The 24,011-nt window shown below is 51.0% G+C and carries 28 protein-coding genes and 1 pseudogene; all 29 read left to right on the top strand.

Annotated features, from left to right (window positions below; all coding sequences use genetic code 11):
* Positions 1-72: 72 nt before the first annotated feature.
* The 29 genes and pseudogenes from HCR03_RS08430 to HCR03_RS08570 all read left to right on the top strand — a co-directional run bounded on the left by HCR03_RS08430 (position 73) and on the right by HCR03_RS08570 (position 23,991).
* A complete protein-coding gene (locus HCR03_RS08430) occupies positions 73-756 on the top strand; it encodes a DUF7768 domain-containing protein (RefSeq protein ID WP_187037623.1) in 684 nt (227 codons plus the stop codon).
* The gene (locus HCR03_RS08435) at positions 753-3,047 is read left to right on the top strand and encodes a VirD4-like conjugal transfer protein, CD1115 family (RefSeq protein ID WP_187037625.1); all 2,295 of its coding nucleotides are present in this window, start codon (positions 753-755) and stop codon (positions 3,045-3,047) included. Before HCR03_RS08430 ends, HCR03_RS08435 begins: the two co-directional genes overlap by 4 nt.
* A 43-nt stretch (positions 3,048-3,090) precedes the next feature.
* Complete coding sequence (locus HCR03_RS08440; protein ID WP_407926860.1) at positions 3,091-3,396, top strand: Mbov_0395 family pilin-like conjugal transfer protein; 306 nt, start codon at positions 3,091-3,093, stop codon at positions 3,394-3,396.
* Between the two features lie 84 nt (positions 3,397-3,480).
* The gene (locus HCR03_RS08445) at positions 3,481-3,744 is read left to right on the top strand and encodes a DUF6133 family protein (protein WP_187037630.1); all 264 of its coding nucleotides are present in this window, start codon (positions 3,481-3,483) and stop codon (positions 3,742-3,744) included.
* A gap of 76 nt (positions 3,745-3,820) precedes the next feature.
* On the top strand, positions 3,821-4,096 hold the full coding sequence (locus HCR03_RS08450; protein WP_187037632.1) for a SpoVG family protein: 276 nt from the start codon (positions 3,821-3,823) through the stop codon (positions 4,094-4,096).
* Positions 4,097-4,153: 57 nt separating this feature from the next.
* Positions 4,154-4,999: a conjugal transfer protein TrbL family protein gene (locus HCR03_RS08455; RefSeq protein WP_187037634.1), complete on the top strand. Its 846-nt coding sequence runs from the start codon at positions 4,154-4,156 to the stop codon at positions 4,997-4,999.
* Between the two features lie 13 nt (positions 5,000-5,012).
* Positions 5,013-5,225 (top strand): mercury transporter, encoded by a 213-nt coding sequence (locus HCR03_RS08460; protein WP_187037636.1) that lies wholly within the window; start codon positions 5,013-5,015, stop codon positions 5,223-5,225.
* Positions 5,226-5,237: 12 nt separating this feature from the next.
* Positions 5,238-5,561 (top strand): hypothetical protein, encoded by a 324-nt coding sequence (locus HCR03_RS08465; RefSeq protein WP_187037639.1) that lies wholly within the window; start codon positions 5,238-5,240, stop codon positions 5,559-5,561.
* The gene (locus tag HCR03_RS20535) at positions 5,546-6,031 is read left to right on the top strand and encodes a DNA cytosine methyltransferase (RefSeq protein WP_187037641.1); all 486 of its coding nucleotides are present in this window, start codon (positions 5,546-5,548) and stop codon (positions 6,029-6,031) included. The genes HCR03_RS08465 and HCR03_RS20535 overlap by 16 nt, the downstream gene beginning before the upstream one ends.
* Positions 6,032-6,071: 40 nt before the next feature.
* Entirely contained in the window at positions 6,072-6,281 is a 210-nt protein-coding gene (locus HCR03_RS08475; RefSeq protein WP_187037643.1) for a hypothetical protein, read from the top strand.
* 168 nt (positions 6,282-6,449) lie between these two features.
* Positions 6,450-6,617, top strand: a complete 168-nt coding sequence (locus tag HCR03_RS08480; RefSeq protein WP_187038068.1) for a DNA cytosine methyltransferase — start codon at positions 6,450-6,452, stop codon at positions 6,615-6,617.
* The gene (locus HCR03_RS08485; protein ID WP_187037645.1) at positions 6,614-7,189 is read left to right on the top strand and encodes an MT-A70 family methyltransferase; all 576 of its coding nucleotides are present in this window, start codon (positions 6,614-6,616) and stop codon (positions 7,187-7,189) included. Before HCR03_RS08480 ends, HCR03_RS08485 begins: the two co-directional genes overlap by 4 nt.
* A 1-nt stretch (position 7,190) precedes the next feature.
* Positions 7,191-7,757, top strand: coding sequence for a prepilin peptidase (locus tag HCR03_RS08490; protein ID WP_187037647.1), 567 nt, complete (start codon positions 7,191-7,193; stop codon positions 7,755-7,757).
* Between the two features lie 26 nt (positions 7,758-7,783).
* Entirely contained in the window at positions 7,784-8,644 is an 861-nt protein-coding gene (gene cpaB, locus HCR03_RS08495) for a Flp pilus assembly protein CpaB (protein ID WP_187037649.1), read from the top strand.
* Positions 8,645-8,661: 17 nt separating this feature from the next.
* Entirely contained in the window at positions 8,662-9,555 is an 894-nt protein-coding gene (locus HCR03_RS08500; protein WP_187037651.1) for a zeta toxin family protein, read from the top strand.
* Entirely contained in the window at positions 9,555-10,028 is a 474-nt protein-coding gene (locus HCR03_RS08505; RefSeq protein ID WP_187037653.1) for an XF1762 family protein, read from the top strand. The genes HCR03_RS08500 and HCR03_RS08505 overlap by 1 nt, the downstream gene beginning before the upstream one ends.
* Positions 10,013-11,368: an ATPase, T2SS/T4P/T4SS family gene (locus HCR03_RS08510; RefSeq protein WP_187037655.1), complete on the top strand. Its 1,356-nt coding sequence runs from the start codon at positions 10,013-10,015 to the stop codon at positions 11,366-11,368. The genes HCR03_RS08505 and HCR03_RS08510 overlap by 16 nt, the downstream gene beginning before the upstream one ends.
* Before the next feature lie 14 nt (positions 11,369-11,382).
* On the top strand, positions 11,383-12,252 hold the full coding sequence (locus tag HCR03_RS08515; protein ID WP_187037657.1) for a hypothetical protein: 870 nt from the start codon (positions 11,383-11,385) through the stop codon (positions 12,250-12,252).
* A 4-nt stretch (positions 12,253-12,256) separates the two neighbouring features.
* Positions 12,257-13,189 (top strand): type II secretion system F family protein, encoded by a 933-nt coding sequence (locus HCR03_RS08520; protein WP_187037659.1) that lies wholly within the window; start codon positions 12,257-12,259, stop codon positions 13,187-13,189.
* Positions 13,190-13,203: 14 nt separating this feature from the next.
* The gene (locus tag HCR03_RS08525) at positions 13,204-14,079 is read left to right on the top strand and encodes a secretion protein F (RefSeq protein ID WP_187037662.1); all 876 of its coding nucleotides are present in this window, start codon (positions 13,204-13,206) and stop codon (positions 14,077-14,079) included.
* Between the two features lie 15 nt (positions 14,080-14,094).
* Positions 14,095-14,493, top strand: a complete 399-nt coding sequence (locus HCR03_RS08530) for a DUF4320 family protein (protein ID WP_407926861.1) — start codon at positions 14,095-14,097, stop codon at positions 14,491-14,493.
* Between the two features lie 9 nt (positions 14,494-14,502).
* Positions 14,503-15,042, top strand: coding sequence for a hypothetical protein (locus HCR03_RS08535; RefSeq protein WP_228725160.1), 540 nt, complete (start codon positions 14,503-14,505; stop codon positions 15,040-15,042).
* A gap of 139 nt (positions 15,043-15,181) precedes the next feature.
* Positions 15,182-15,706, top strand: a complete 525-nt coding sequence (locus tag HCR03_RS08540; RefSeq protein ID WP_187037667.1) for a DUF6550 family protein — start codon at positions 15,182-15,184, stop codon at positions 15,704-15,706.
* Positions 15,707-15,773: 67 nt separating this feature from the next.
* Positions 15,774-17,489 (top strand): hypothetical protein, encoded by a 1,716-nt coding sequence (locus tag HCR03_RS08545; RefSeq protein ID WP_187037669.1) that lies wholly within the window; start codon positions 15,774-15,776, stop codon positions 17,487-17,489.
* A 538-nt stretch (positions 17,490-18,027) separates the two neighbouring features.
* The gene (locus HCR03_RS08550) at positions 18,028-19,845 is read left to right on the top strand and encodes a reverse transcriptase/maturase family protein (RefSeq protein ID WP_187037670.1); all 1,818 of its coding nucleotides are present in this window, start codon (positions 18,028-18,030) and stop codon (positions 19,843-19,845) included.
* A gap of 143 nt (positions 19,846-19,988) precedes the next feature.
* Entirely contained in the window at positions 19,989-20,771 is a 783-nt protein-coding gene (locus HCR03_RS08555) for a hypothetical protein (RefSeq protein ID WP_187037672.1), read from the top strand.
* A 15-nt stretch (positions 20,772-20,786) separates the two neighbouring features.
* A complete protein-coding gene (locus tag HCR03_RS08560) occupies positions 20,787-21,422 on the top strand; it encodes a hypothetical protein (protein ID WP_187037674.1) in 636 nt (211 codons plus the stop codon).
* Entirely contained in the window at positions 21,423-22,112 is a 690-nt protein-coding gene (locus tag HCR03_RS08565) for a hypothetical protein (RefSeq protein ID WP_187037676.1), read from the top strand.
* 45 nt (positions 22,113-22,157) lie between these two features.
* Positions 22,158-23,991, top strand: a pseudogene (locus HCR03_RS08570) (VirB4 family type IV secretion system protein).
* Positions 23,992-24,011 lie beyond the last annotated feature (20 nt).

Below are 24,011 nucleotides of genomic sequence, written 5' to 3' on the forward strand. Positions count from 1 at the left end.
ACTTATACCAATACGCCCCATATCGGAGTTTTTCCGGTGTGGGGCGTATTTTTTTGTTTGCGAGGTGATCGCTTGAAACTGATCTATATCGCCAGCCCCCTGCGCGGGGACTACAACACCAATATAAAAAACGCTGTGGAATACTGCCGACTTGCCAGTGAACAAAACGTACTGCCTCTCGCGCCACAGATTATCTTCAGCCAGTGGTGCAACGACACTGTTCCGGAACTAAGAGAGCAGGGCCTGAAACTTGGCCTTGCCCTGCTGGAAAAATCCGACGAGCTGTGGTGCATGGGGAAGAAAATCAGTGAAGGGATGCGGGGTGAAATTGCATTTGCGGCCGAACACGGCATTCCGATTTATTTTGTCGAGTATCCGCATATCCCCACTCTCTATCCGATCAGCGCGGACGAAAACCATTTGCTTTCAAAAGCGGACTGTATTGGGGGGAATAGACAAAAAAACTACGAAAACCAACTGGTCGTACTCCGGCATGAAAACCTGAAACCGGAGTTTCGCACGCCCTACAACCAAATCTGGCTCGTCACTTTCGATCCTATTGACTTGCCGAGTGATATTCACGGCGATGAGATCCATCTGTGTCATCCCGTGGATCGCGACCGGATGGATGTAAGAAGACGTGATATTTGGGGTGTGGCAAGGCCGGAAGCCCTTACGTATGTTCGGAACACTTATCCGGAGTTCGAAGCCGCCCTGCTGCCGGAAGTGGAACAGGAAGGTGAATTCTGCCGATGAAGAAAAAAGAGAAACTCATTTTAGGTTCTGTGATCATCGGACTTGGTACGGTGTTTAACCTGTTTTTCACCGCCGCTCTGCATGGGCTGCTGTCACGCCACCATACTACTCTGACTCTGATTCCCTTGTGGGATTGCATTGCGGGGCTTTTCACTCAACGCGAACAGCTTCTGTTGTTTCTGTCCTTCGAGGGCTTTCTGTGCCTGTGCTGCGTCCTGTTTTGGGTGCAGAATAACCGCCCCTATCAAAGCGAGCTTGTGCGTGTAGCCGAGGACATTTACACCCCTGCTCCGGTCGGGCAGTATCAGCATGGGTCGGCCCGCTGGCTGCGGGAGCCGGAAAAAAGCAAGGTGTTCGGCACACAGGTTATTGATCCGGAAAACCCGGTTATCCGAAAACTGCTGGACACCGGCTATGACGATCTGCCGTTCATGAAAGAGAAGGAACAGGCCGCGGAACCGGGAGAACAAACGGAAACCGGACAGGATACGGAGGAAAAAGTTCAGGAGGAACCCGCAGCTCCGCCGCCCGTTTCTATAAAACAGGAAGAAAAAAAGGAGGCTGTCGAACAGAATGAAGATTTTGAAGCCGTGGATTATGACCTTGCGGCTGCGCAATTAACCCAAAAGCCGCCGCAAAAGGCGCCTGTCGTACCCCCTGCGGAGAAAGCAAAGGAAGGAGGAAAAGAGGAAAAGGCCGACCAAAATAAGCTGTTTGATGAGGGCGGCATTGTGGTGGGGATGGATAGAATCGGCGGCAGCGTCCCCGGTGAGGCGCGTGAAAAGCTCTATTACATTTCTGATGATACCCATACCCTCACTATCGGGGCCACGCGCTCGGGGAAAACCCGCTGCCTTGTCATTCAGTCCATCTGCTTGCTGGGGCTTGCCGCGGAAAGTATGGTGATCAGCGACCCCAAGGCGGAGCTGTTCCACTATACGGCGGAGTTCTTAAAAAAGCTCGGCTATGAAGTGATCTGCCTGGACTTCAAAAACCCCGAAAAAAGTACCCGCTACAATCTTTTGCAGCCGGTCATTGACGCCGTGAACAGCAACGACATGGAACGAGCGGAGATGTATGCCTGGGATATTACCAATATCCTTGTGGGTGACAATGTTTCCAATGAAAAGATTTGGGAAAACGGCGAGAAATCCACCATCGCGGCGGCGATTCTCTGCGTGGTGGTGGACAACAAAAAGCGCCCTGAGTATCAGAACCTGACCAATGTGTACTGGTTTATCGCAGAAATGTCAAAATCCGTGGGCGGCAAGACGCCTATGGCCGAATACATGAAAAAGCTGCCCAGCTCTCATCCGGCAAGGGCGCTGATGTCCATAGCTGCGGTTGCGCCAAGCCGCACCAAGGGCAGTTTTGATACTTCCGCCCTGACCACTCTGCGGCTGTTCACCAGCCGTTCAGTTTACTCTGTCACCCATAAAAGCGATTATAACATTTCAGAGATCGGGAGTAAAAAGCAGGTGCTGTTTATGATCCTTCCCGACGAGAAAACGACGTACTACCCCATTGCCAGCCTGATGGTATCCCAGCTTTATGAATTGCTGGTCCGGAAGTCTGATCAGCGCGGCGGCAGGCTGGAACGCCGGGTCAACTTTGTTTTGGATGAGTTCGGGAATTTTACGAAACTTACCGATTTTACAAATAAATTGACCGTGGCAGGCGGACGCGGGATGCGGTTCAATCTGTTTCTGCAATCCTTTGAGCAGCTCACCCAAAAATACGACAAAGAAACAGCGGCCATTGTTAAATCCAACTGCCAGACGTGGGTCTACCTGCAAGCGGACGATAAGGAAACCTTACAGGATGTCTGCGACAAGCTGGGCAAGTATACCACCAGTGCCTATCAGCTCTCCAGCCAGCACGGGCGGTACGTCAACCCCTCCAGCTCCCATAGCATCAGCCTGGTGGCGAGGGAATTGCTGACCACGGATGAAATCCGCAGGATTCAGCGCCCTGCACAAACCGTGATTGGCCGTTCCCATCCGGCCATGATGAACGCACCCGACCTTTCAAAGTGGCATTTTAACCGAATGTGCGGGCTGGGCGACAAGGAGCATAACCGCAAGGTGCGCGAGGTCAGAGAAGCGGCGAGGCCGGTACTGTCCAAAATAGCTGACGAGATTTCCCTTTGGAACATTTGGGTTTACTACGCAAAAGACTTACAGCTCAAAGAGGCTCAGCAGAAATCACGGGCGTTTGCTTCGCAGATGGGCGCAATATTTTCAGAAAAAGGGTTTCGGAAAGGAGGCTCTCAAAATGACGAAGAAGATTAAACGCTTTGTCAAAAATGTCAAAGCCAAATGGAAAGCGGTGAGTATGGGGTTGCTCACCGCTTTTTTGATGCTCCAGGACACAACGACCGCATATGCGGCCGGAAGCATTCAGAGCAGCAAGATTGCTACGGGAACACAAAAACTCATTCAGGATGCCACGACCTGGCTCATGGTTCTGGCCCCCGTGGTGGCCGGTCTGCTGATTATCTATTTCTGCATCCGCAGGAGCGCGGCCGATGAAATGGATCAGAAAAAATGGAACAACCGCATTGTGGTTGCTATCGTATCCTGTATCGGCGCGGTGCTGGGCAGCGCCACTCTCAACCTTATCATTGGCTACTATCAGTAAATTGTAAAACCCATTGGTAGCTGCGGGAATACCCCGCAGCTTTTTCTATATCAAAACTCAATCATGAAAAGGAGAACAAATACTATGAAAAATCTCATGGATAAAGTGTCTGCAAAAGTAACCGCTCGGGCAATCAGCGCGTCCACCCGGAGCAGAGAAGCAAGAAGGAGGTTTTATAGGACTATTGCACAAAATAGTGGTGAAGGATTTGTGGATGCTGCACTAAAAATACTAATTAGCGTTGTGATTGGCGCTTTGCTCCTGGCAGGTCTGTATGCGCTTTTTAACAACACCGTGCTGCCAACCCTGGTCCAGCGTGTCAAAGACCTTTTCAATTATGAAGGTTAATACATCTGATACAGCCCCGTACCAGCACAGCATGGCGCGGGGCTGCCTTTTTTGTTAACAGGAGGAATGAATCATCATGAAAGTAACAGCGAAAATTGTTGCCACTCTGACCGACAAAGGCAGGCTCAAAGCCATTGCGACGGTTTGTCTGGACGGGGAGTTCCTGATTACAGGAGTCCGCATTGTGGACTGTGAAAAAGGGCCCGGTGTGTTTATGCCCAGCCGGAAGGACAAAAAAGAGGAATACCGGGATATTTGCTTCCCGATCACCCCGGAGCTTCACCAAAAGATCAAGGATGCCGTGTTAGATGCCTTCGAAAAGCAGGCGGATAAAGCGGATGAGACGGAATAGAAAATGTGGAATTCAGCCCTGTGGGATCTCCCGCAGGGCAAGGAGGTGAAGCGAGCTTTGGAAGCTATTCTTGTACTGCTGATTGTCGCCGCGTTAAACGGCGCGGTGGCCTACATTGATCAAATGCTGACCGGCCTTGTGCCCATGACGCTCAATGCCGACCAGTACATGACGGCCGCCGCAGGCGGAAGCATGGTAGAAACGCTGTTTGACATCCTGCTGGGCTTTGGTGTATCCCTGATCATCCTGAAGTTTCTGAAAAAGGGGTTTGAATGCTACGTCATGTGGACGGACGGTGATCCGGATGCGGAACCGGCCGGTCTCGTTATTCGATTTATCGAGGCGATTGCCGTAGCGGTCTGTTTCCCGGTCATGTACGGCTGGCTGGCGGATATTACCCAAAGCCTGACCGATCAACTGATGGCTGCCATCGGCACTTCCACAAACTATGACTGGCAGGCATGGGTAAACGGCATCGGCTCCCTTGGGCTGGTAACCGCCATCTTCGGCCTTGTCTTTGTGGTCTGCTACTTTGTGCTGTACTTCCAGTTCCTGATGCGGGGACTCGAAATCATGATCCTGCGGATCGGTCTGCCGCTTGCCTGCGTGGGCTTGCTGGATAACGACAAGGGTGTTTTTAAGACCTATATCAATAAGTTTTTCCAGTCAACCCTTTCGGTTGTGGTACAAATCTGTTTGTGTAAATTGGGTGTTGGAATGATGATGAATGTAGGGATCAACATGAATATCTTTTGGGGCATTGCCTGTATCGTGCTTGCCATCAAAACGCCGCGCTTCCTCAGTGAATTTATGGTTCCGACAGGTGGCGGCGGGGCTGGCGTGATCAATAACATTTACCATTCCGTCCGGCTGGTGGGTATGGCAAAAGGCATGATCAAATAAAGGCGGTGATAAGATGATAGCCCTTGATGATATTTCCACGGCGGTTATTTCCATCATCCGCTTGGGCGCGGTGTTCCGTTTCGTCTATTGCATGATCCGGCTGCAAGGCGCGGAGGAAGAACAGGCGCAGTATAAAAAACGGGCGAAAAACACCGTGTTGTTCTACGTGATAGCCGAGTGTATCTGGCAGATTAAAGACATTGTATTTTACTACTACGGTTCATAGGGAGGTCCCAATGTGAATACGGAGATCGATCTTTATATTCCCACCGGAGTTAAAACCGAGAAAGAACTGTTTAACGGTTTTGGAAAGCGGGAGCTTTTTCAGAGCATCGTCGGTTCCCTGTTCGGCGGTGTGGTTGCGGCCCTTCTGTGGCTGATTTCGGGAAACGTGGCTCTGACTGTCGTTGCGGTTCTTTCCGGCATTTTCGGTTCCGTCATGATGTGTACCAAGGACCAGAACAACCAAAGCGTGATAGACCAAATCAGGGATATGATACGCTTTCAGCACAGCCAGCAAATTTACCCCTATCGGATGCTGGACGAATGGGGGACGAAATAAAGGAGGATCACTGCTTGACATTTCTTGACCTTTTTGCAGGAATCGGCGGATTCCGTAGGGGTCTCGAAAGAAGCGGACATACCTGTGTCGGGCATGTCGAAATTGATAAATACGCAAACAAGAGCTATATGGCAATGTATGAGCTTGCACCCTGCCCTTATGGGAATGGTGCAGGCTCTAATTCATTTATGATGTGTAAACCGGAGGTGAGAAAAGGCTGTGACGGGACAAACTGCAAAGGCGAATGGTTCGCCAAGGATATTAAGCAGCTCCGAGCAGGAGAGATAATCGCCCTGCAAAGACTATACCCGAAGGGACACTGGAGAGTCAATATGCGAAGCTACTCCTGCAATTGGAAAAATCCAAGCGCCGCGAAAGCGACCTTAAGCTTGCAAACATGCAATTGCGCGAAACTGTGCAGGAACTGCGTTCTGAATGCGAGTTGCTTCGAGGGGAGCTTCATTCCCTGATGCAGCGCGGAATGCAGCTTCAGGGAGGAGGTGAGCGAAAATGATATTGAACAAGAAAAAGCTGAGGGCTTGGGAAAAATCTACACACATTGTGTTTACCAAAGAGCAAGAGGCTATTATTCTTGAACGGTTTGGTACTGAACCGGGAGACGGGCATGAATGGTCTGAGCAGGATATCGCTGAACAGGTCAGAAAAATTGTGCGCGATAACCCGGCACCACCACCAAAGCTGCCTGGCTTTCTGAAATGACATTTCCATATCTCCGCAACATTGAATACAGCATATGGCCTCGGCCTGTGCTGTATTTTTGTCACCGCACATCACAAAACGGCGGTTTTTCAACCAATATTTTTTTGTATCGTGTATGCACACGATACAAAACCATGGTAATCATGAGGTTATTATATCGTGCACACCATGAAAACTAAACAAAACGAACGGCTGCAAGCCTTTGACGATTATTTGTTTGAACGCGCCCGGGCCGCCGGGGTCAGCGACGCCCAGCTTTACCGGCAGGCAGGGAACGCCGTCACCGTCAATATCGTTTATGAAATCGGGCTGCACCTGCCGGGAGGCGGCCTATGAGGTTTGGCGCACTCTATATAGATCCGCCCTGGGCTTACAAGGTCTACTCCAAAAAAGGACAGGGGCGCAGCGCCGAGAACCACTACCGCACCATGAGCGCAGAGGATATTTTCAGCCTGGATATAGCCGGAATTGCCGACACGGACTGCGCTTTGTTTCTGTGGGTCACTTTTCCCTGTCTGCTGGAAGGGCTGGAGGCAATCCGGCGCTGGGGTTTTACTTATAAAACCCTCGGCTTCTGCTGGGTAAAACGGTGCAAAAAACAAACAGAAAAATGGTTTTGGGGGCTTGGTTTTTGGACACGGGCCAACCCGGAGCTGTGCCTGATCGCCACCAAAGGCAGCCCGAAACGGGTATCCAAAGCGATCCATTGTATTGTGGATACGCCGGTGGAAGCCCACAGCAAAAAGCCGGATGAGGTACGGCGGCGCATTGAGCGGCTTATGGGGGACGTTCCCCGCGCGGAGCTGTTTGCAAGGCAGACGTATGACGGCTGGGTCTGCCTCGGCAATGAAATTGACGGGCTGGATATTCGGGAGGCAATCAAACGTGTAAAAGAAATGGAGGAATGATATGGATTGGAATGCCGCCGTTCCGGATGCCTATGCCGCCAGCCTGCTGCTTGCGTTTTTCGCGGGCTGCTTGTGTGATAATGCCATAGGCAGACTTATAAAACGGTCAGCTCCGAAAACCGCCGTTCTCAGCGTAGCTGGGACGGCGGCTTTTCTTTGTCTGTACGGGTTTACTCCCACGGCGCTCCGTTGTATCCTGCTCTGCCAACTGCTGATGATTGCCGGGGTGTTCGATCTGGCAACCCGAGAAATCCCGGACAGCCTGCATCTGCTGATCGCCATGGCGGGACTGATTGACTTTCAGGTTCTGCCTGCGCTTTTAGGGTTTCTGCTTGTGCCCCTGCCGTTTCTGATTGCCGCCCTGAAAACGGAAAAGATCGGCGGCGGGGATGTGAAGTTGATGGCGGCCAGCGGCTTTGCCCTCGGAGTGACCGGAGGCGTATGGATGATGATTTGGGGACTGTCAGCCGCCCTGCTCTGGAACCGTGTGTTTTGTAGGGGGCAAAAAAGTCTGCCCCTTGCGCCGTTCCTTGCGTTCGGGTGCTTTCTGGCGCTTTTATCAATTTAATACGAATAGGAAGGATGAAAACAAAAATGAAGAATTTACTGAAAAACCGCATTGTGATCGGGCTTCTGTGCATTATCACGGCCCTGATTATCTGCTTTGGGCTGACGCCCATGTTCAATAACGCGCTTACCTCCAAGGTGGAGCTGGTGCGCGTTGCCACGGAAATCAAGGCAGGCGATCAGATAACAGCGGGCATGATTACCACCGTCGAGACGGGCGGCTACAACCTGCCCCCCGATGTGGTGTACAAGAAGGATGACGTGATCGGCAAATATGCCAATGCGGACCTGTATAAAGGCGATTACATTCTGAAAAGCAAGCTTTCCGACACGCCCATGCTGAAAAACGAGTATCTGAGCGGACTGAACGGAAAAAACCGGGCGATTTCCATTACCATCAAGAGCTTTGCGGCGGGGCTTTCCGGCAAGCTGGAAAGCGGCGACATTATTTCCTTGATTGCCAGCGACGTGGGCGAAAGCCGGGAAACCAAGACACCGGATGAGCTTCAGTACGTGGAAGTGATTGCAACCACCGACAGCAAAGGTGTTGATCAGGACGTACAGGAGCAGACGGATACGGACAGCAAGGATTCAGAGGATTCGGAGCTTGCCAGCACGATTACGGTCCTTGCCACGCCGGAGCAGGCGCGGCTCCTTGTCGATCTGGAACAGAACGGCAAGCTCCATGCCGCTCTTGTATATCGCGGCAGCTCCGAAACAGCGCAGAAGTTTTTGGACGCACAGGAAAAGGTGCTGGAAAAACTCTATCCTTCGGAAAGTGAGGAAACCACCGATGAGAGCCAGAATAGCGGTAGCGCACAAGCATCGTCTCCCGCCGGTTCCTCCGGCACCGTATCCGAAAACACCGGGTCTGCCGGGCAGGGTTGAGAAACGGAGGGAGAACGATGGAGCCAGACAAGGTAATTGCCGTCATGGGCAGTCCGGGCAGCGGGAAAACAACCGCTGCCCTTAAACTTGCCCTTGCGCTGGCGGCTGAAAAGAAAAATGTGATCGTCGTGTTCTGCGACCCGTTTACACCGGTAATCCCCACGGTCCTGCCTGCCGGAACAACGCACGACACTTCGCTCGGGAGCCTGCTAACCGCCCCATCCCTGACGCAGACGACCATCCTGAACTCCTGCGTACCGGTGAAGGAAAGTGAATATATCAGCTTTTTGGGATACCGCGCCGGGGAATGCCTGATGATGTACCCGCAAATCACAAGGGATAAGGCGGTGGATTTTTTCGTTCTGCTCCGCCATCTGACGGATTACGTTATCATCGACTGCGCCTCCACTCTGGAAGCAGACCCCGCCTCCATTGTGGGGATTGAGCTTGCGGACAGGGTGCTGAAGCTGGGGACGGCCAATCTAAAGGGCGTTTCCTACTTTATGACCCACAACCCCATGCTGGCGGACAGCCGATTCCGCAAGGATACTCACAGCATGATCATCGGAAATTACAGAGCCGGACAGGATTGGGAGGCCGCCGCCCAGCAGTACGGCGGTGTGAACGGCATCCTGCCCTATGTGCCGGAGCTGGAGCGGCAGTACGATGAACTGGCGCTGCTCCTGCCACTGACCCAGCCGGAAAGCACAGCTTATACTTCCTCTATAGAAAAGCTGCTGGGGCTTCAGCCGGAAAAGCCGAAAGAGAAGGTGCCCCCGAAAAAGGCTGCCAAAAAGGGGAAAATACCGTCTCCGGTAAAACCGGAGCAGACAAGAGCGGAGCCGGACAGGAATCCCAAAGGCAGACCGGGATTCCGACTGCCCTTCGGCAGAAACCGGGGTGAGTTCTGATGCTTACGGTCGGCCATATTGAGTTGAAAGCAGCCAACGCCTATGTGACGGAACACCACAGGCATCACAGAGCGGTGCGGGGACACCGTTTTTCTCTTGCCTGCTATGAGGACGGCAGGCTGTGCGGGGTCGCTATTGTGGGTAGGCCGCGCTCCCGGCGCATCGATCAGCACATGACGGTGGAGGTCCTGCGCCTTTGCACAGACGGCACGAAAAACGCCTGTTCCAAACTGTACGGAGCCTGCCGCCGTGCGGCAAAAATTCTGGGCTACGAGCGGTTAATCACCTATATTTTAGCGGATGAAAGCGGTAAAAGCCTTTTGGCAAGCGGCTTTTCCTATTGCTACACGAATAAGGGCGGAAGCTGGAACCAGCCGGGCAGACCGAGAAGCGATAAGGCTCCGGTCTGCCCGAAGCGTTTATATGAGATCATCCTTGTCCGAAAGGGGGACAAAACTTGGACAACATCTTAAACATTCACAACAATGCAGGGCTAATCGGCGGAGAGTTTTCTCTGCGCCCCTTTGCCGAGGTCTTGAAGGAAGTGCAGGAGTACATCACCAAAAACTACTCCGCCGTGCTGAACGATCATCCCGACAAAAGCCGTGCACTGATCGGCAGTTATATTCGGGGATACCTGGAGGAAAAGAAAATCGGCGTTGCCGATCTGGAGCAGGATGAGCTTGCGGAACTGCTGTACGGTGAAATGACCGGTTTTTCATTCCTCTCCAAATACCTGTACCGCGATGATATTGAGGAAGTCAACATCAATGAGTGGGACGATGTAAAGGTCATTTATGCCAACGGCGAGGTGCTTCCCACCAAGGAGTCCTTTACCTCACCCCAGCACGCCCTTGACGTGATCAAACGTATGCTGCACAAATCCGGCATGATTCTGGATAACGCCAAGCCCTATGTCATCGGCCACCTGTCCAACAAAATCCGCATCACGGCCACCGCGCCGGAGATTGTGGATGAGGACAAGGGCCTTTCCGTGTCTATTCGTATCGTCAACCCCCGCAAGCTCAAAAAAGAGGAATTTGTGAGCTACGGCACGGCCACCGCAGAAATGCTGGATATGCTCTCCATCTTTTTCAACTATGGCGTTTCCATGTGCATGACCGGGGCGACTTCCTCCGGAAAAACCACCCTGATGAGCTGGATACTTGAGCAGATACCAAACGACAAGCGGCTGATCACGATTGAGAAGGGCTGCCGTGAATTTGACTGTGTAAAGCGCGACGGGTCCGGGCGGGTGCTGAATAACGTGATCCATTTTCTGACCAAGGACTCGGATGATCCGAAACAGGTGGTATCCATGGTAAAACTGCTGGAACTGGCGCTTACCATGCACCCGGATTTTCTTGTGGTGGCGGAGATGAAAAGCGAAGAAAGCTTTCAGGCCATTAAAGCCGCCAATACCGGCCATACCTCCATGACTACCATTCATGCCAATGGCTGCGAGGATACCTATTACCGCATGGCGGCGCTCTGTAAAGAGAGCAGCTCCATGGACGATACCACCTTGATGGGGCTTGCCACAAGGGGATTCCCCGTTGTGGCTTATTCTAAAAAACTGGAGGACAACAGCCGCCGCATCATGGAGATCGCGGAGTGTGTGGAGGTCATAAACTGCAGGCCCGTCATGCGTACCCTGTACCGCTTCAACATTACGGATACCCTCTTGGAAAACGGAAAGCCGAAGCTCGTCGGACACTATGAAAAGGTCAACGGTCCGTCCGAACGGCTGTGCAAGCAGCTCCGCGATAACGGGATGCCACTGAAATTACAGCAGCGTCTTTTGACCGCGTAAAGGAGGCGTGTCTTATGAGCATGATCGCCTATAAAGCGCCTTATCTTCTGCAAATCATGCAGGATGAGGACCCTCCCGATCCCCGCACGGACTATGACAATTTAGGACATATGATCTGCTGGCATAGCCGTTACCGTCTTGGGGATGAGCATCAATTTGAGGATACGAACGATTTGTTGAAGCGGCTGGTGCTGGGCAGCATTTCACCGGACACGGTGATCGAATATGTGAAATCCGGGAAAGCGCGCGACGTGAAACTGGAGTATGACCGCTCTGCCGGAAGCTGGGAAATCAGCAGCTATGATCAGCAATTCAAAAAGTGGTTTTCCGAAGCCTCCTTGGAAGGAAAGCTGGAGGCCAACCGGCAGGAGGTTTTTGAGAGTCTTGTGGATACCTTGCTGAATTCCGATCTTCATACGCTGGCGTCGGAGAAAAATGTCATTCTGCCCCTCAACCTATACGATCACTCCCTGCTCAGTATGTCGGTCAGTTCATTTCTTGGCCGGGCGCAGCACGCCGAATGGGATTCCGGTCAGGTGGGCTGGATTTACGCCACGCCGGAGGATATTCAAAAAGAGTACGGCAGCCTGACGCCGGAGAGTTATGGGAAAGCTGAATCTCTGCTGAAATCCGAGGTGGAGAGCTACGACCACTATCTGCGCGGAGAGTGCTACGGTTTCCGGCTGTTTGAGAACGGGGAAGAAACCGATAGCTGCTGGGGCTTCCTGGGGGACTTCTCCGATATGGCAAAAGAAATTGCGTCCGAAACCCTGCCGGAGAGCCACCGGGACATGATCGACCATCTGCATGAGGTGCCGGATACGGTAACGCGGAGTAAGGATTATGAGGATTTTATGGAAGATTTAGAAGAAATGGAGGAATGAAACCTTGGCGGTACTCGTAACGATTGCGTTTTTACTGGCGGTAACAGGCAGTTTTCTTCTGCTTTCGTTATCGCCCTTTTCTTTTCTGGAGGGGCTGGCGGCCTATGTAAAACCGCGAAAAACTTCCATGAAAAGCCGGATCGAAAAGAGCCGGAAGAACAAGAAGCCCAAGGGCCTGAAGCTGTTGTTTCTGGATACCAGGGAAATTCTGCGTGTCACCGGGAAAAGCGGCTCATTTACCGCGCTTTGCATCCTGTCCATGATTCTGTTTGTCGTAGGGGCTATGATTTCGCTTACCATGAACAACGGTTTTCTTGTGCCGGTGCTGGCGGCGGGACTGGCACTTCTACCCTTCTACTATGTGAAGCTCACGGCTGGGCGGCATAAAAAGCAGATCAATACGGAGTTGGAGACGGCGCTGTCGATCATTACCACCAGCTACCTTCGCGGCAAAAACACCATCATCCGGGCTATTGACGAAAACCAGCCTTACTTAAACCCTCCGGTCGCGGAGGTATTCCGCAACTTCCTTTTGCAGGCAAAGCTCATCAACTCCAACACAAAAGAGGCGTTGGAGGGGATGAAAGCCGGGATTGATAACAGTGTTTTTCACGAATGGGTGGATGCTGTGGTTGCGTGTCAGGATGATTACAACCTGAAAAGCACCCTGCCGCCGATTGTCGCAAAGCTGTCGGACATGCGGGTGGTGACAGCAGAGCTTGATCTGCTGCTCTTTGAGCCGGTGAAGGAATATATCACCATGGTATTGCTGCTGATTGGTAGCATTCCCCTGATGTACTTTTTGAATAAGGATTGGTATCACACTCTGATGTTCACAGAGGTCGGGAAAATCCTGCTGACAATTTGCGCCGCCGCAATTTTCTTCTCGGTGGCCGCCGTTGCCAAACATATGCGCCCAATCGAATACAAACGTTAGGAGGTGTGGTAACATTGCAAAACTTGATTCTGATTTTATTTGCCCTGTTTTTTGCGGCGGGGCTTTACCTGGTTTTAGCGGAGCTCCTTCGCATCCCGACCTATAAGGCGACAAAGGCCGTTTTAAACTTGGGCAGGAAACGGAGGAAGCAGGTCCGGGATTCCGACGCTTTCATTATGGAACTGGCTGAAAAGCTCGCAAAGATACTCCCGATGGATGAATACAAGCGGCGCAAGCTGACCGCCACGCTGAAATCCGCGGAAATCAATATGACCCCCGAGGTGTATGTGGCGCAGGCGATGGTCAAGGCGGGCCTGATCTTTCTCGGGATCATTCCCTGCCTGTTGATTGTCTCCATTCTGTCTCCGGCCTTCATCATCATCGGGATCGGTGTTTACTTTACGGAGAGCGGCAAGGCGGAGAAGCTGATAACCGCGAGGCGAAACGAAATCGAATATGAGTTGCCCCGCTTCGTGGCAACGCTGGTGCAGGAGCTGAAAGCTTCTCGCGATGTGCTGTCCATTCTGGAAAATTACCAGAAGAACGCCGGGCAAGCGCTGAAAAACGAGCTTGCCATTACGGTTGCCGACATGCGCACCGGCAACTTTGAAGGAGCGCTGACCCGTTTTGAGGCCAGAGTATCCAGCGCCATGTTATCGGACGTGGTGCGCGGTTTGATCGGCGTACTGCGCGGGGACGACGGCGTGGTATTCTTCCAAATGCTGTCCCACGATATGAAGCAACTGGAATTACAGCGCCTGAAACGGCTGGCGATGGAGCGCCCGCCGAAAATACGGAAGTTTTCCTTCCTGCTCCTGGGCTGTATGCTGCTGCTGTACATGGGGGTCATGGGGTATCAGATACTCGGCGCCATGTCGGGAATGTTTTAAGGAGGGCGCCGGATGATGAAAAAGATTCTAAAATCAAAACAGGGCGAGGGATACTTAGACATAGCAATCGGCGTTCTCTGCTTACTGCTGGTGGTATCTTTCGCGGTAAGCCTGTTCCCGGTTTTTACCGCCAAACAGCAGCTTGACACCTTTGCAACAGAAATCGTGCGGGAGGCGGAAATCAAGGGCAGAACCAGCGTGGATTCCCGGATTGCCGATATGCGGGAGCAGACGGGGCTTGACCCGAAAATCCGCTGGAACTGCGACTACTACAGCGGGAACAAGGTTCAGCTTGACGGCGATATGGAAGTGGTGCTGACGGATACGGTGGACATTGGATTTTTCATCTTCGGTCCCTTCCCTGTTGAAATTCAGGCCAAGGCAACCGGAAAATCCGAAGTCTATTACAAATAAGGGGGTAGTATGATGCGATTGCGAAAAATTATAAAAGACAAACGCGGCGCTTCCACGCCCCTGACGGTCGCCCTGATTTTAGGGCTGCTGCTCCTGATCTGCGCCGTCTCGGAGTTTTTCCGGCTCGGCATTATTGTGGTCGGCGTCCGCGACGGACTCCAGCAGGCGGCAGTCACAGTGGCGGCCACGAATTACGATGATACCTATAACGGATTGCGGGAGGGATACTCCGGAGGCTATACCCTGTCCGGCGCAGATTGGCAGGAAAAACTTGATTACGACGATGTGTATGCCCGCCTTGATAAGCTGCTGGGCACTACGGCGTCGGACGGGTATCATGTCAAAGCGGAGGGAAACGGCTATGAATACCGTCTGTCGGGACTTGCCGTGGACATTGCGAACGCCCCCCTGACGCCGGGGAACGCAGACAAAAATCTTGAAGTGGACGCCCGCGTCACCATTGAAATCCCGTTATCTTTCGGCTGGGATCGACTCCCGCCGCTTACGATGCAGATATGTACAAGGTCAGCCTATGCACCCAAATTCTGATATTTCACAGAAAGGCAATCAGATTCATAAAAATGTCTGGACTCACAGGAAAATTAAGGATATAATGAAATCGGGTAAAGAATAATACGGGTAAATAGGGCTGAACCATTCATTTCAAAATGAAAGTGAGGTCCATAGCATGAAGAAGGATTACAACACCAAGAAAAAAGTGCTAATCGGCGGACTGTCTTTTGTGGCAGTGTGCCTTATTGTCGGTTTGTTTTATTTCAGCAGCGCCGCAGGCAGCCAAGAGAAAACGCCAGCCACAACGAGTTCTACTCCCTCAGAGTCGGAAGTTGTGGTGCCGGAAACCCCGCAGCCAGAAGCGACACTTCCGGAGGAAAGCGGAACAACCAGCCAAAATACCGTTTCTTCCACGCGGCCGGAAACATCCTCTGCGCCTGCCAGCAGCGCGGCACAGAGCAAGCCTTCCGATGGGAAGCCAAAGACACGTTCTGAGGCGACCCCTCCTGCCACAGCGCCTGACAAATCCAGCGAAAAATCCTCGAAAGGCAGTACGAAGCAGAGCCAGCCGCAAGGCGGCGAAAAAAAGGACGGTAAAGTTTACGTGCCGGGGTTTGGTTGGATTGAGGACGAAGGTGGAGGGTCCAACGTGCATGAGGCCCCAAATGCAGGAACAGGAGATTCGGTTGGAGACATGTAAAAGAGAATAGCCTATCTTAAAGGATACAGTCATTATGGCTGTATCCTTTTTTTGTTGGAGGTGAACCTTGAAAAGACTGATTTGTGCATTGCTGTCATTGGCAATGCTTTTTTCTTTGACTTCCACCGCCTTTGCCGCCGATGGGAACATGGATGGTGGCGGCGGCGACATGGGACAGGGCACGGGCGAAAACTCCTGGACACCGGGACGTGACGGTGTGCGCGTGACCATTATCCGTGACAGTGACAATACCCCGGTATCTACCCCTATTGATTTCTCAAATAGTACCAATGGTGATATCGCGGTTCATTTTGGCAAGGTGAGTAAAATATCCTATCGAAGTACAGGATTGCATCCCAGCACCACTAAATACGATTGCTATAAACCAAGGCAGGCCATGCCAACTATCATCAGTGACAATGGGGGCAACAACATTGCGGCGATTCGAAGCTATTTCTGCCGTTCAGGGACAATTCATGACATAGCCGCTGCAACAGGATTTGACTACGACACTCTGATCAATGGTAATTACAAAATTTTAGTGGAGCCGATGGCCTATTTCAAATACAGTGGTGTCATGTTTGCCATGACTGCTACCGAGGCCGCCCTTTACAATAGGCAGACCGGAAACGGCCTGCGGAGCAAAATGGTATCGCTGAGTCACAAAAATCTGCCTCTATCCATATTCCTTCAGACACCCGATTTAGGGTTTCCAGCCTGGAACGGTTCCACCACGCAAGCGCAGAGCGACGATACCATTATCGCAGAGCTTGGCCTTGGAATCGTCCGCTTTTCCGAAGCTGATCCTGCACCGGCGCCGGAAAGCAGCGTGACCTATCGCTGCGACACCGACGTAATCACGGCGGTCACGCTTACAACCGGCTCTGAAAAAACGCCGGAAAACCCCGCTTATGCCCGATTCAGTATCAACGGGAAAACATATACCCACAGCGATATTTACATTCCCGAAGGAGATTCGCAGTTGGCCTGGGTCAAATGGCGGACGCCGGAGGAACCCGGAACTGTGGCGATCACAGTCACAAGCAACTGCTCCGTCAGCAGCAGTAAGATTGTGGTGCATATTGTTGACCTAAATCAGAACCAGCCACCCGATCCGCAGGCCAACGACCGCAATGATAAATTTACAATCCCCTCTGTACCGAATCAGGCGAGCACCACAACGCGAACCTGGGGCGAATGGGATTGCTGGTGGCATGAGGATTGGGTGTGGCACAGTAGCGGTGAGAATGAGGACGGGAATGAGGACGGCTGGTGGGAAGACAAAGGGTGGTATGAATACGCCTGGCTTTCCTATTCAGCCAGCCTCTCAGCCACGTTGCAGACTACGCCGGATGCAAAGTCCCCCACGGCTTCCGGGAAAACGATGAAAAGCGGATACGGTCTGGATGCTTATGTCTCTGCGCGGATTCAATCATCCGCACCCAGCAGCCAGATCACGGGAGCGCAGAATGTGGTTGCCTATTTTCCGGAGTTCAACTATTCGACGTACTGGCGGTTATTGCAGCGGCTGACGACCGGCTTTTCCAGCACCTTTGAGTTTCAAAAAAGCAAGTACAGCACCTACGGGCAGCCCTGCCATTTTTCACCTGTGTGGTTCCCTGACGGACAGTACAAAACCTATGCGGAGTGTATTGACGCATGGACACCTGCCGGGATGCTGCAAATCAATCTGACGGATAGCTTAACCATTCGCGGATCGTTATTTGACGACTGGGTGCGCCCATATAGCTTCACACATATGCGTGAAGCGTGGGATAGATAAAAATCTGTCTTTGGCAAGGCAGTGGGCAAGGTACTGATTGCCCATCGTTATCAACTAAGCTCGAGGGGAAACCCAAAAGGCAAAAACAGCATGTTGTAAAAGGCATAATTCCACAAGTCATTATGTGGCGAATGAATGCCGAAACGAAACGTTGCGTATAAGGATAAAAGCTGGATTGCTTGAACGATAGTCAAAGGTGCTGTATCGAAGGCCATAGCGGAAAATGGCTATAAACGCTATGCGGTTAAAGGTGGTTTCCTATGCCAGTCGGGAAATCACAAGTACCCTTAACCGGCTAACTGCAATAAGCAGAAAATGACGAAAGTCGTATCCGAGAACGCAATAAGCCATGTTTTATCTATCCTAAATGGGGATTGCCTAAGTTGGAATGCAGAATATTCTGCTATAAGATTCAGTCTTTGAATATCCAATATGGCAACGGAGCTCTGGTAGTAGTCCGAGCAAGGGAAAACCTTGTACATGGCGAAGCAGAGCAGATTACTTCAATACTAAAATATTAGAGAGGTGCGTGAGGCACTTGAGAAATCCGATTGAGGTATTGAAAACTCTACAAGAGAAAGCAAGCGACAAAGACTATCAGTTTGAACGCCTGTACCGAAATCTGTATAACGAAGATTTTTATCTTTTGGCATACGGAAACCTCTATAACAAAGAGGGCAATATGACGAGAGGAACGGATAACACCACAATTGATGGGATGGGACTGGAACGCATCCGCAGGTTAATTGATAAGCTGCGGAATGACAGTTATCAACCCTGTCCGGCAAAACGGGTATATATTCCGAAATCCAATGGGAAACAACGTCCGTTGGGCATTCCTTCCGTCGATGATAAATTGGTACAGGAAGTGGTAAGGTTAATCCTTGAAAGTGTGTATGAGAACAATTTTTCCGATAACTCTCATGGTTTTAGGCCCAATAGAAGCTGCCATACTGCGCTGACCCAAATCCAAAGGAATTTCACGGGGGTAAAGTGGTTCATTGAAGGTGACATCAAAGGATATTTTGATACCATCGACCACCATATTCTGGTGAATATATTGAGAAAACGGGTAAAGGACGAGCGTTTCATCTCCCTGATATGGAAATTTTTAAAGGCAGGATACATGGAGAATTGGAAGTACAATGCCACATACTCCGGTACCCCGCAAGGTTCTGTAATCAGTCCAGTACTCGCCAACATTTATCTCAACGAATTTGACTCTTACGTTGAAGAATATATCAATAAGTTCAACAACGGGAAAAAGCGCGAAAGAAACAAGGAGTACCGCTGGTACTCCGACGAAGCGTCGAAATTAAGAGTTAAATACCGAGCAAAATGGGAAAGCCTTACGACAGAAGAAAAAGGCAAGGCCAAGGCAGAGGTCGAGGAGCTCACCGCGAAGGCCAGGCAGGTCCCGGCGACAAATCCAATGGATTCAAGTTACCGTCGCCTGCTGTACTGCCGGTATGCGGATGATTTCCTTTGCGGTGTAATTGGAAGTAAAGCAGATGCCGAAACCATTAAAACCGATTTTGGGAATTTTCTAAAAGAGAAGCTCAACCTCGACATGTCGGAAGAAAAGACACTCGTCACACATGCACAGGAAAAAGCATCGTTCCTCGGGTATGAAATCTCTGTATCCAGAAGCAATGATTACAAAAAAATGAGCAATGGGCAGAAAGTCCGTGCATTTAACGGACGTGTTCGCCTATTCATGCCCCACGCCAAATGGGTAAAGAAATTAGTTGGGTGTGGTGCCATGGAAATTATCCAGAAAGACGGAAAAGAGATTTGGAAGCCCAAAGTGAGAAAAGACCTTATCAATCAAGAACCCATCGAAATTCTTAGCATCTACAATGCCGAAATACGTGGATTGTACAACTATTATTGTTTAGCGAACAACGTGGCAAAATTGCAAAAGTATTACTACATCATGGAATATAGCATGTACCAGACCTTTGCAATGAAATTCCGCGAAAACCTGCGCCAAACAATCAACAGGCACTCAGTTAACGGGGTGTTTGGAGTCAGCTACGTAACAAAAGGCGGAGATGTTAAGAGAGCCACATTCCTAAAAGGCAGTTTTCCGAAACGAACGGTGAGCCTAGACTTCAAAGACGAAATTCAGTCATACTCCGCAACGAAATATAATCGCCAAAGCGATTTGATCGGGCGGCTGTTGAGTGGTAAATGTGAGCTTTGCGGTCAGTGGACAAACCATGCAAAGGTTCACCACGTCAGGAAGCTGAAAGGATTGACTGGCAAAAACGAGTGGGAAGGAAAAATGATTCAAATGAACAGAAAAACCTTAGTCGTTTGTGATACCTGTTTTGAAAAAATTACAGGCAAGTAAAAGTAGAGTGTAATCGGAGAGCCGTATACGTCGAGAGGCGTAAGTACGGTTCGGGGGCGAGTATCTGGAAACCTGCCATGGCAACATGGTAAGGCGTCGGGTACTTAGCCTACACTATCCGTCCCGTGGAATGAGGTGATTTCATGCCGAAAATGGATAAATATCTTGTGATCCTGAAAAAAACCAACGACGGGAACGACCTTTCTCCCCAGCACCTGAAGCTTTTGGAGCTGGGTATCAACGGCTATCTGAATGAGGCCGGTTTAGCGGCTGTTGACAAGCTGTATGAAAGCGTTGTTGCCGGGACCTATACGAAGCCCTATCATCTTGGCGTGGAGTTTATGACATATGACCATGAGGGATATATCTACTTCAAGGATCAGCAGGTGGAGCATTATTCCCGTCCATGGGCGTATTCTCTGGACGCAAAGAAAGACCTGACGAAGCTACAGCATCAGTGCCTTTACTTGGAGAGCATTGGCGAGTTGAACAGCTTTCCGTATATGCTCTGCGAATACAGGATGAAAGGAAAATTCGGGGAGCAGTTTTGTGAAAACGAAAAGCAGGAGCTTGACCAGCTGCGCGGGGATCGCGGCATCTTATACTCTCAGGTCAGCTTTTCGCGTGACGGTGTACAGGAAGGCTTTCTGCTTCCGGGACATGTCAATCGGCTGGACATTCAAAGCTCTGAAAAATATCGGGACCTGATGGGATTCCGCAATGTGGAGCCATACGCTCCGGCTGCCGTGACTTCTTTTGCTTACGGCGCCGGTCCTTTTAGAAACGCCACAGAGCAGGAACTGGACTATCTGAACTGCTGCACGGATTATCTGAACGATAAGGATTTGCTGAATGTGCTGTCGAAAGAAGTCTGTGAGATGGCCGTGGAACAATCGCAGGAGGATAGCGAGGATTACGAGCGATGAAGGAAGGCGGGCGCGATGAGTAACCCTGCAATTTATATCATTCGGGAAAACGGAGAGAATCATTTCTTCTCCGTTTTCTACGGGGCGAACGCTCTTTCACCGCTTCTGCGGCTATCGCAGGCCAAGGCGGTTCAGGAAGCCTTACCGGAGCATCCGCCAATCAGCCAGGTCTATGAACATCTGGACTATGCCGGAAATTACCGGAATCCCCGGCTTGACGATGCGGATATGTTCTGTAAGCGAATTCCACCGGATGAAATGCCGCAGTACAACAAGGACTATGCAGAGCACGGCAACTTTCAAATGCGGATGATATTCGACCTGGACCAGAACAGCTTCATGATGGAATATAACCCAAACTGCCCATGGTATCGTACCATGGGCAGTTTTTCTATCGATCTTGACGTAGGACTTGAAAATGTCCGGAAGCTCTTAGAGTACGCGGAGAAAAAAGGCATTTCCGATTTTGACGCCCTGCTCAACGTTTACCAACGCAGCACCGGGCTTGAGGATAAGCTGGAATATGCCCGTGGGTATATGCGCTTTGAGGAATACCTGGATTCTCCGCAGGCCGAAGAAGATCGGCGGCGTTACCGGAAACTGCTTGACCGTCAGACGCAGCCGGACGAGGAAGAAAAGGAGGAACGATAAATGCAGGGACTGTTATTCCCGATTATCATGCTGACCGTCACCCTTGTGGGTGGCGGTCTTTTGCTTTTGGCCTTGAAGCACACCAATAAACGCCCTGCTTCAGATGAAACAACCATGGCCATTCAGACCGCGCAGCAGTTTATCAATGTGCGGGATGTGAAAGACCGGTATTTATTTACCAGAGACGGGCTGGTGCTTTGCTTTCTGCGGATACACGCCATCAGCATCGACCTGTACAGCAAGGGCGAAAAAAACAATCTGATCCGTCAGCTCACTGCTGAATTGTCGGATATTCAGTACCCCTTTAAGTTTATGGCGGTCAGCAGGCCCGTGGATATTACTCCCCTCATTTCCGACATGCAGGGGATGTTGAAAACTGCCGGCGACAGACGAAAAGAGCTTTTGAGGCAGGAGATTTTGCAGATGAGCAGTTATGCCCTGTCCGGCGATATTGTGGAGCGCCAGTTTTACATTTCGATTTGGGAGCGTTATGAGGATGGAGTAGAAAAGGATTTGTATAAACGGGCGTCACTGCTGGCAGAGAAGTTTACCACCAATGGGATCGGCTGTGACATGCTGACGGAAAAGGAGATCGTGCGGCTTTTGAATCTCGTAAACAATCCGTCCTATACCCATTTGGAGGATACGGAATATGAGACCAGTATCCCCACCATCGACATGGAAGAGTGACAGAAATCATACCCGACAATACCGAAATGGAGGTGTACAAGCAGAATGGCGAAAAAACAATTTGTACAAGAGCAGAGCGTGACCAATCACGCCCTGCTCAATGTTATTACCCCTGTAGGGCTGGAATTTACTAAGAACAGCCTTTCCGTAGGTGAAAATATCGGCAAAATATACGGCTTGATCCGGTATCCCCAAAAGGTGGAGAAGGAATGGCTGTCCAAAATCACCAATATCCCTTCCACCATCGTATCCATCGGCTTCAAGCCGGTGGACAACGCTGCGCTGATTAACGCGATCTCCCGCAGTATCGTTCAACAGCGAGGACTTGCGGAAGGAGCGAAAGATCCCTTGGCCCGCCAACGGGCGGAGAAGGCCGCCGAGGACGGCGAGAAAATCATGCTGCAGATTGACCGTGAAGGGGAAACGGTCGGCCTGATGAGTGTGTCGATTATGCCGTTTGCCAAAGATGAACGCACTTTTCGAAAGGTCTGCCGCCGCACGGAAAGCGTGATCAGCGTCTTGAAATGTAAAATGCGGGTAATCCCGAATCTTCAAAAGGAGTGCTTCCAGCATATCTCACCATCTTTCCCAACCAACGCGAAAATAGAAAGCATCCTGCAAAAAATCGTACCGCTTTCCACCTTCGTGGGCGGTTTCCCGTTCGCCAGCTCCGGCTTTAATGACGGAGAGGGCTATTATTTTGCACAGGATACCAGCGGCGGCCTTGTCATTGTGGATGTGTGGCGGCGGGGGTGGCGACCGCACCAACAGCAATTTTGTGATCATGGGCAATTCCGGTGTTGGGAAATCCACGGCAATCAAGCACATCATCATGTCGGAGTTTATGAAAGGCACAAAAATCATCGTGGCAGACCCTGAATCCGAATACAAGGACCTTTGCCACAACCTGGGTGGTGATTGGATCAACGCAGTAGGCGGTTCCTCCGGCATGATCAATCCCTTGCAGGTCCGCCCGTCCCCGCGCGATGATGAACAGGAAAAAGACGCCGACCGCCTGTACCGGGACGAGGGCTACGGCATGAATGATCTGGCGTTGCATATGAAGAACCTGGAAATCTTTTTCAGTCTGTACATTCCGTCTTTAACCGATATGCAGAGAGCCGTCCTAAAAAAATGCCTGATTGAACTGTACCGGGACTTTGGTATCACATGGGACACGGATGTTTCGGTTATAAAGCCGGAGGGCTTCCCCATCTTTTCCGATCTGTATAAGTTGGTAAAGGAAAAGGCGGACACCGAGCAGGACAGACAGGCTTACGCGGATCTCGCTCTGCTCCTTTACGATATTGCGGAAGGTGCGGACAGCTTTATCTGGAACGGCCACAGTACCATCACCAGCAATAGCCAGTTTATCTGTCTGGATACGAACGCCTTGCAGGAAACCAGCGACAGCATCAAGCGGACACAGTATTTTAACATTCTGACCTACTGTTGGGAGCAGATGAGCCGAAACCGAGAGGAACGGGTGCTGCTAATCTGCGACGAGGCATATTTGATGATTGACCCAAAGGTGCCGCAGTCTCTTGTCTATCTGCGTAATGTGATGAAGCGGGCAAGGAAGTACGAAAGTGCGTTGGCCATCATTTCCCATAGCATTATTGACTTCCTTTCCGAAAACGTCCGGCAATATGGGCAGGCGCTTCTTGATATTCCCTGCTACAAAATCCTGATGGGAACAGATGGCCCGAATCTCAAGGAAACCGCCAAGCTCTACGACCTGACGGATGCGGAACAGGAACTTCTTCTGGCAAGAAAACGCGGTCACGCTCTGTTTATGGTGGGAGCAAAGAGGCTGCATATCAATTTTGAAATCCCCGATTACAAGTTGCTGTACATGGGGACCGCAGGCGGACGATAAAAAACAGGAGTGGGCGGACA

It is taken from the genome of Caproicibacter fermentans, assembly GCF_014303955.1.
Classification (GTDB): Bacteria; Bacillota; Clostridia; order Oscillospirales; family Acutalibacteraceae; genus Caproicibacter; species Caproicibacter fermentans.

Bases quoted from the DNA above. Each gene is read 5' to 3' on its own strand.
- HCR03_RS08435 (WP_187037625.1), top strand. From the start codon at position 753: ATGAAGAAAAAAGAGAAACTCATTTTAGGTTCTGTGATCATCGGACTT.
- HCR03_RS08440 (WP_407926860.1), top strand. From the start codon at position 3,091: ATGGGGTTGCTCACCGCTTTTTTGATGCTCCAGGACACAACGACCGCA.
- HCR03_RS08445 (WP_187037630.1), top strand. From the start codon at position 3,481: ATGAAAAATCTCATGGATAAAGTGTCTGCAAAAGTAACCGCTCGGGCA.
- HCR03_RS08450 (WP_187037632.1), top strand. From the start codon at position 3,821: ATGAAAGTAACAGCGAAAATTGTTGCCACTCTGACCGACAAAGGCAGG.
- HCR03_RS08460 (WP_187037636.1), top strand. From the start codon at position 5,013: ATGATAGCCCTTGATGATATTTCCACGGCGGTTATTTCCATCATCCGC.
- HCR03_RS20535 (WP_187037641.1), top strand. From the start codon at position 5,546: ATGGGGGACGAAATAAAGGAGGATCACTGCTTGACATTTCTTGACCTT.
- HCR03_RS08475 (WP_187037643.1), top strand. From the start codon at position 6,072: ATGATATTGAACAAGAAAAAGCTGAGGGCTTGGGAAAAATCTACACAC.
- HCR03_RS08480 (WP_187038068.1), top strand. From the start codon at position 6,450: ATGAAAACTAAACAAAACGAACGGCTGCAAGCCTTTGACGATTATTTG.
- HCR03_RS08485 (WP_187037645.1), top strand. From the start codon at position 6,614: ATGAGGTTTGGCGCACTCTATATAGATCCGCCCTGGGCTTACAAGGTC.
- HCR03_RS08490 (WP_187037647.1), top strand. From the start codon at position 7,191: ATGGATTGGAATGCCGCCGTTCCGGATGCCTATGCCGCCAGCCTGCTG.
- cpaB (WP_187037649.1), top strand. From the start codon at position 7,784: ATGAAGAATTTACTGAAAAACCGCATTGTGATCGGGCTTCTGTGCATT.
- HCR03_RS08500 (WP_187037651.1), top strand. From the start codon at position 8,662: ATGGAGCCAGACAAGGTAATTGCCGTCATGGGCAGTCCGGGCAGCGGG.
- HCR03_RS08505 (WP_187037653.1), top strand. From the start codon at position 9,555: ATGCTTACGGTCGGCCATATTGAGTTGAAAGCAGCCAACGCCTATGTG.
- HCR03_RS08515 (WP_187037657.1), top strand. From the start codon at position 11,383: ATGAGCATGATCGCCTATAAAGCGCCTTATCTTCTGCAAATCATGCAG.
- HCR03_RS08530 (WP_407926861.1), top strand. From the start codon at position 14,095: ATGAAAAAGATTCTAAAATCAAAACAGGGCGAGGGATACTTAGACATA.
- HCR03_RS08535 (WP_228725160.1), top strand. From the start codon at position 14,503: ATGATGCGATTGCGAAAAATTATAAAAGACAAACGCGGCGCTTCCACG.
- HCR03_RS08540 (WP_187037667.1), top strand. From the start codon at position 15,182: ATGAAGAAGGATTACAACACCAAGAAAAAAGTGCTAATCGGCGGACTG.
- HCR03_RS08555 (WP_187037672.1), top strand. From the start codon at position 19,989: ATGCCGAAAATGGATAAATATCTTGTGATCCTGAAAAAAACCAACGAC.
- HCR03_RS08560 (WP_187037674.1), top strand. From the start codon at position 20,787: ATGAGTAACCCTGCAATTTATATCATTCGGGAAAACGGAGAGAATCAT.
- HCR03_RS08565 (WP_187037676.1), top strand. From the start codon at position 21,423: ATGCAGGGACTGTTATTCCCGATTATCATGCTGACCGTCACCCTTGTG.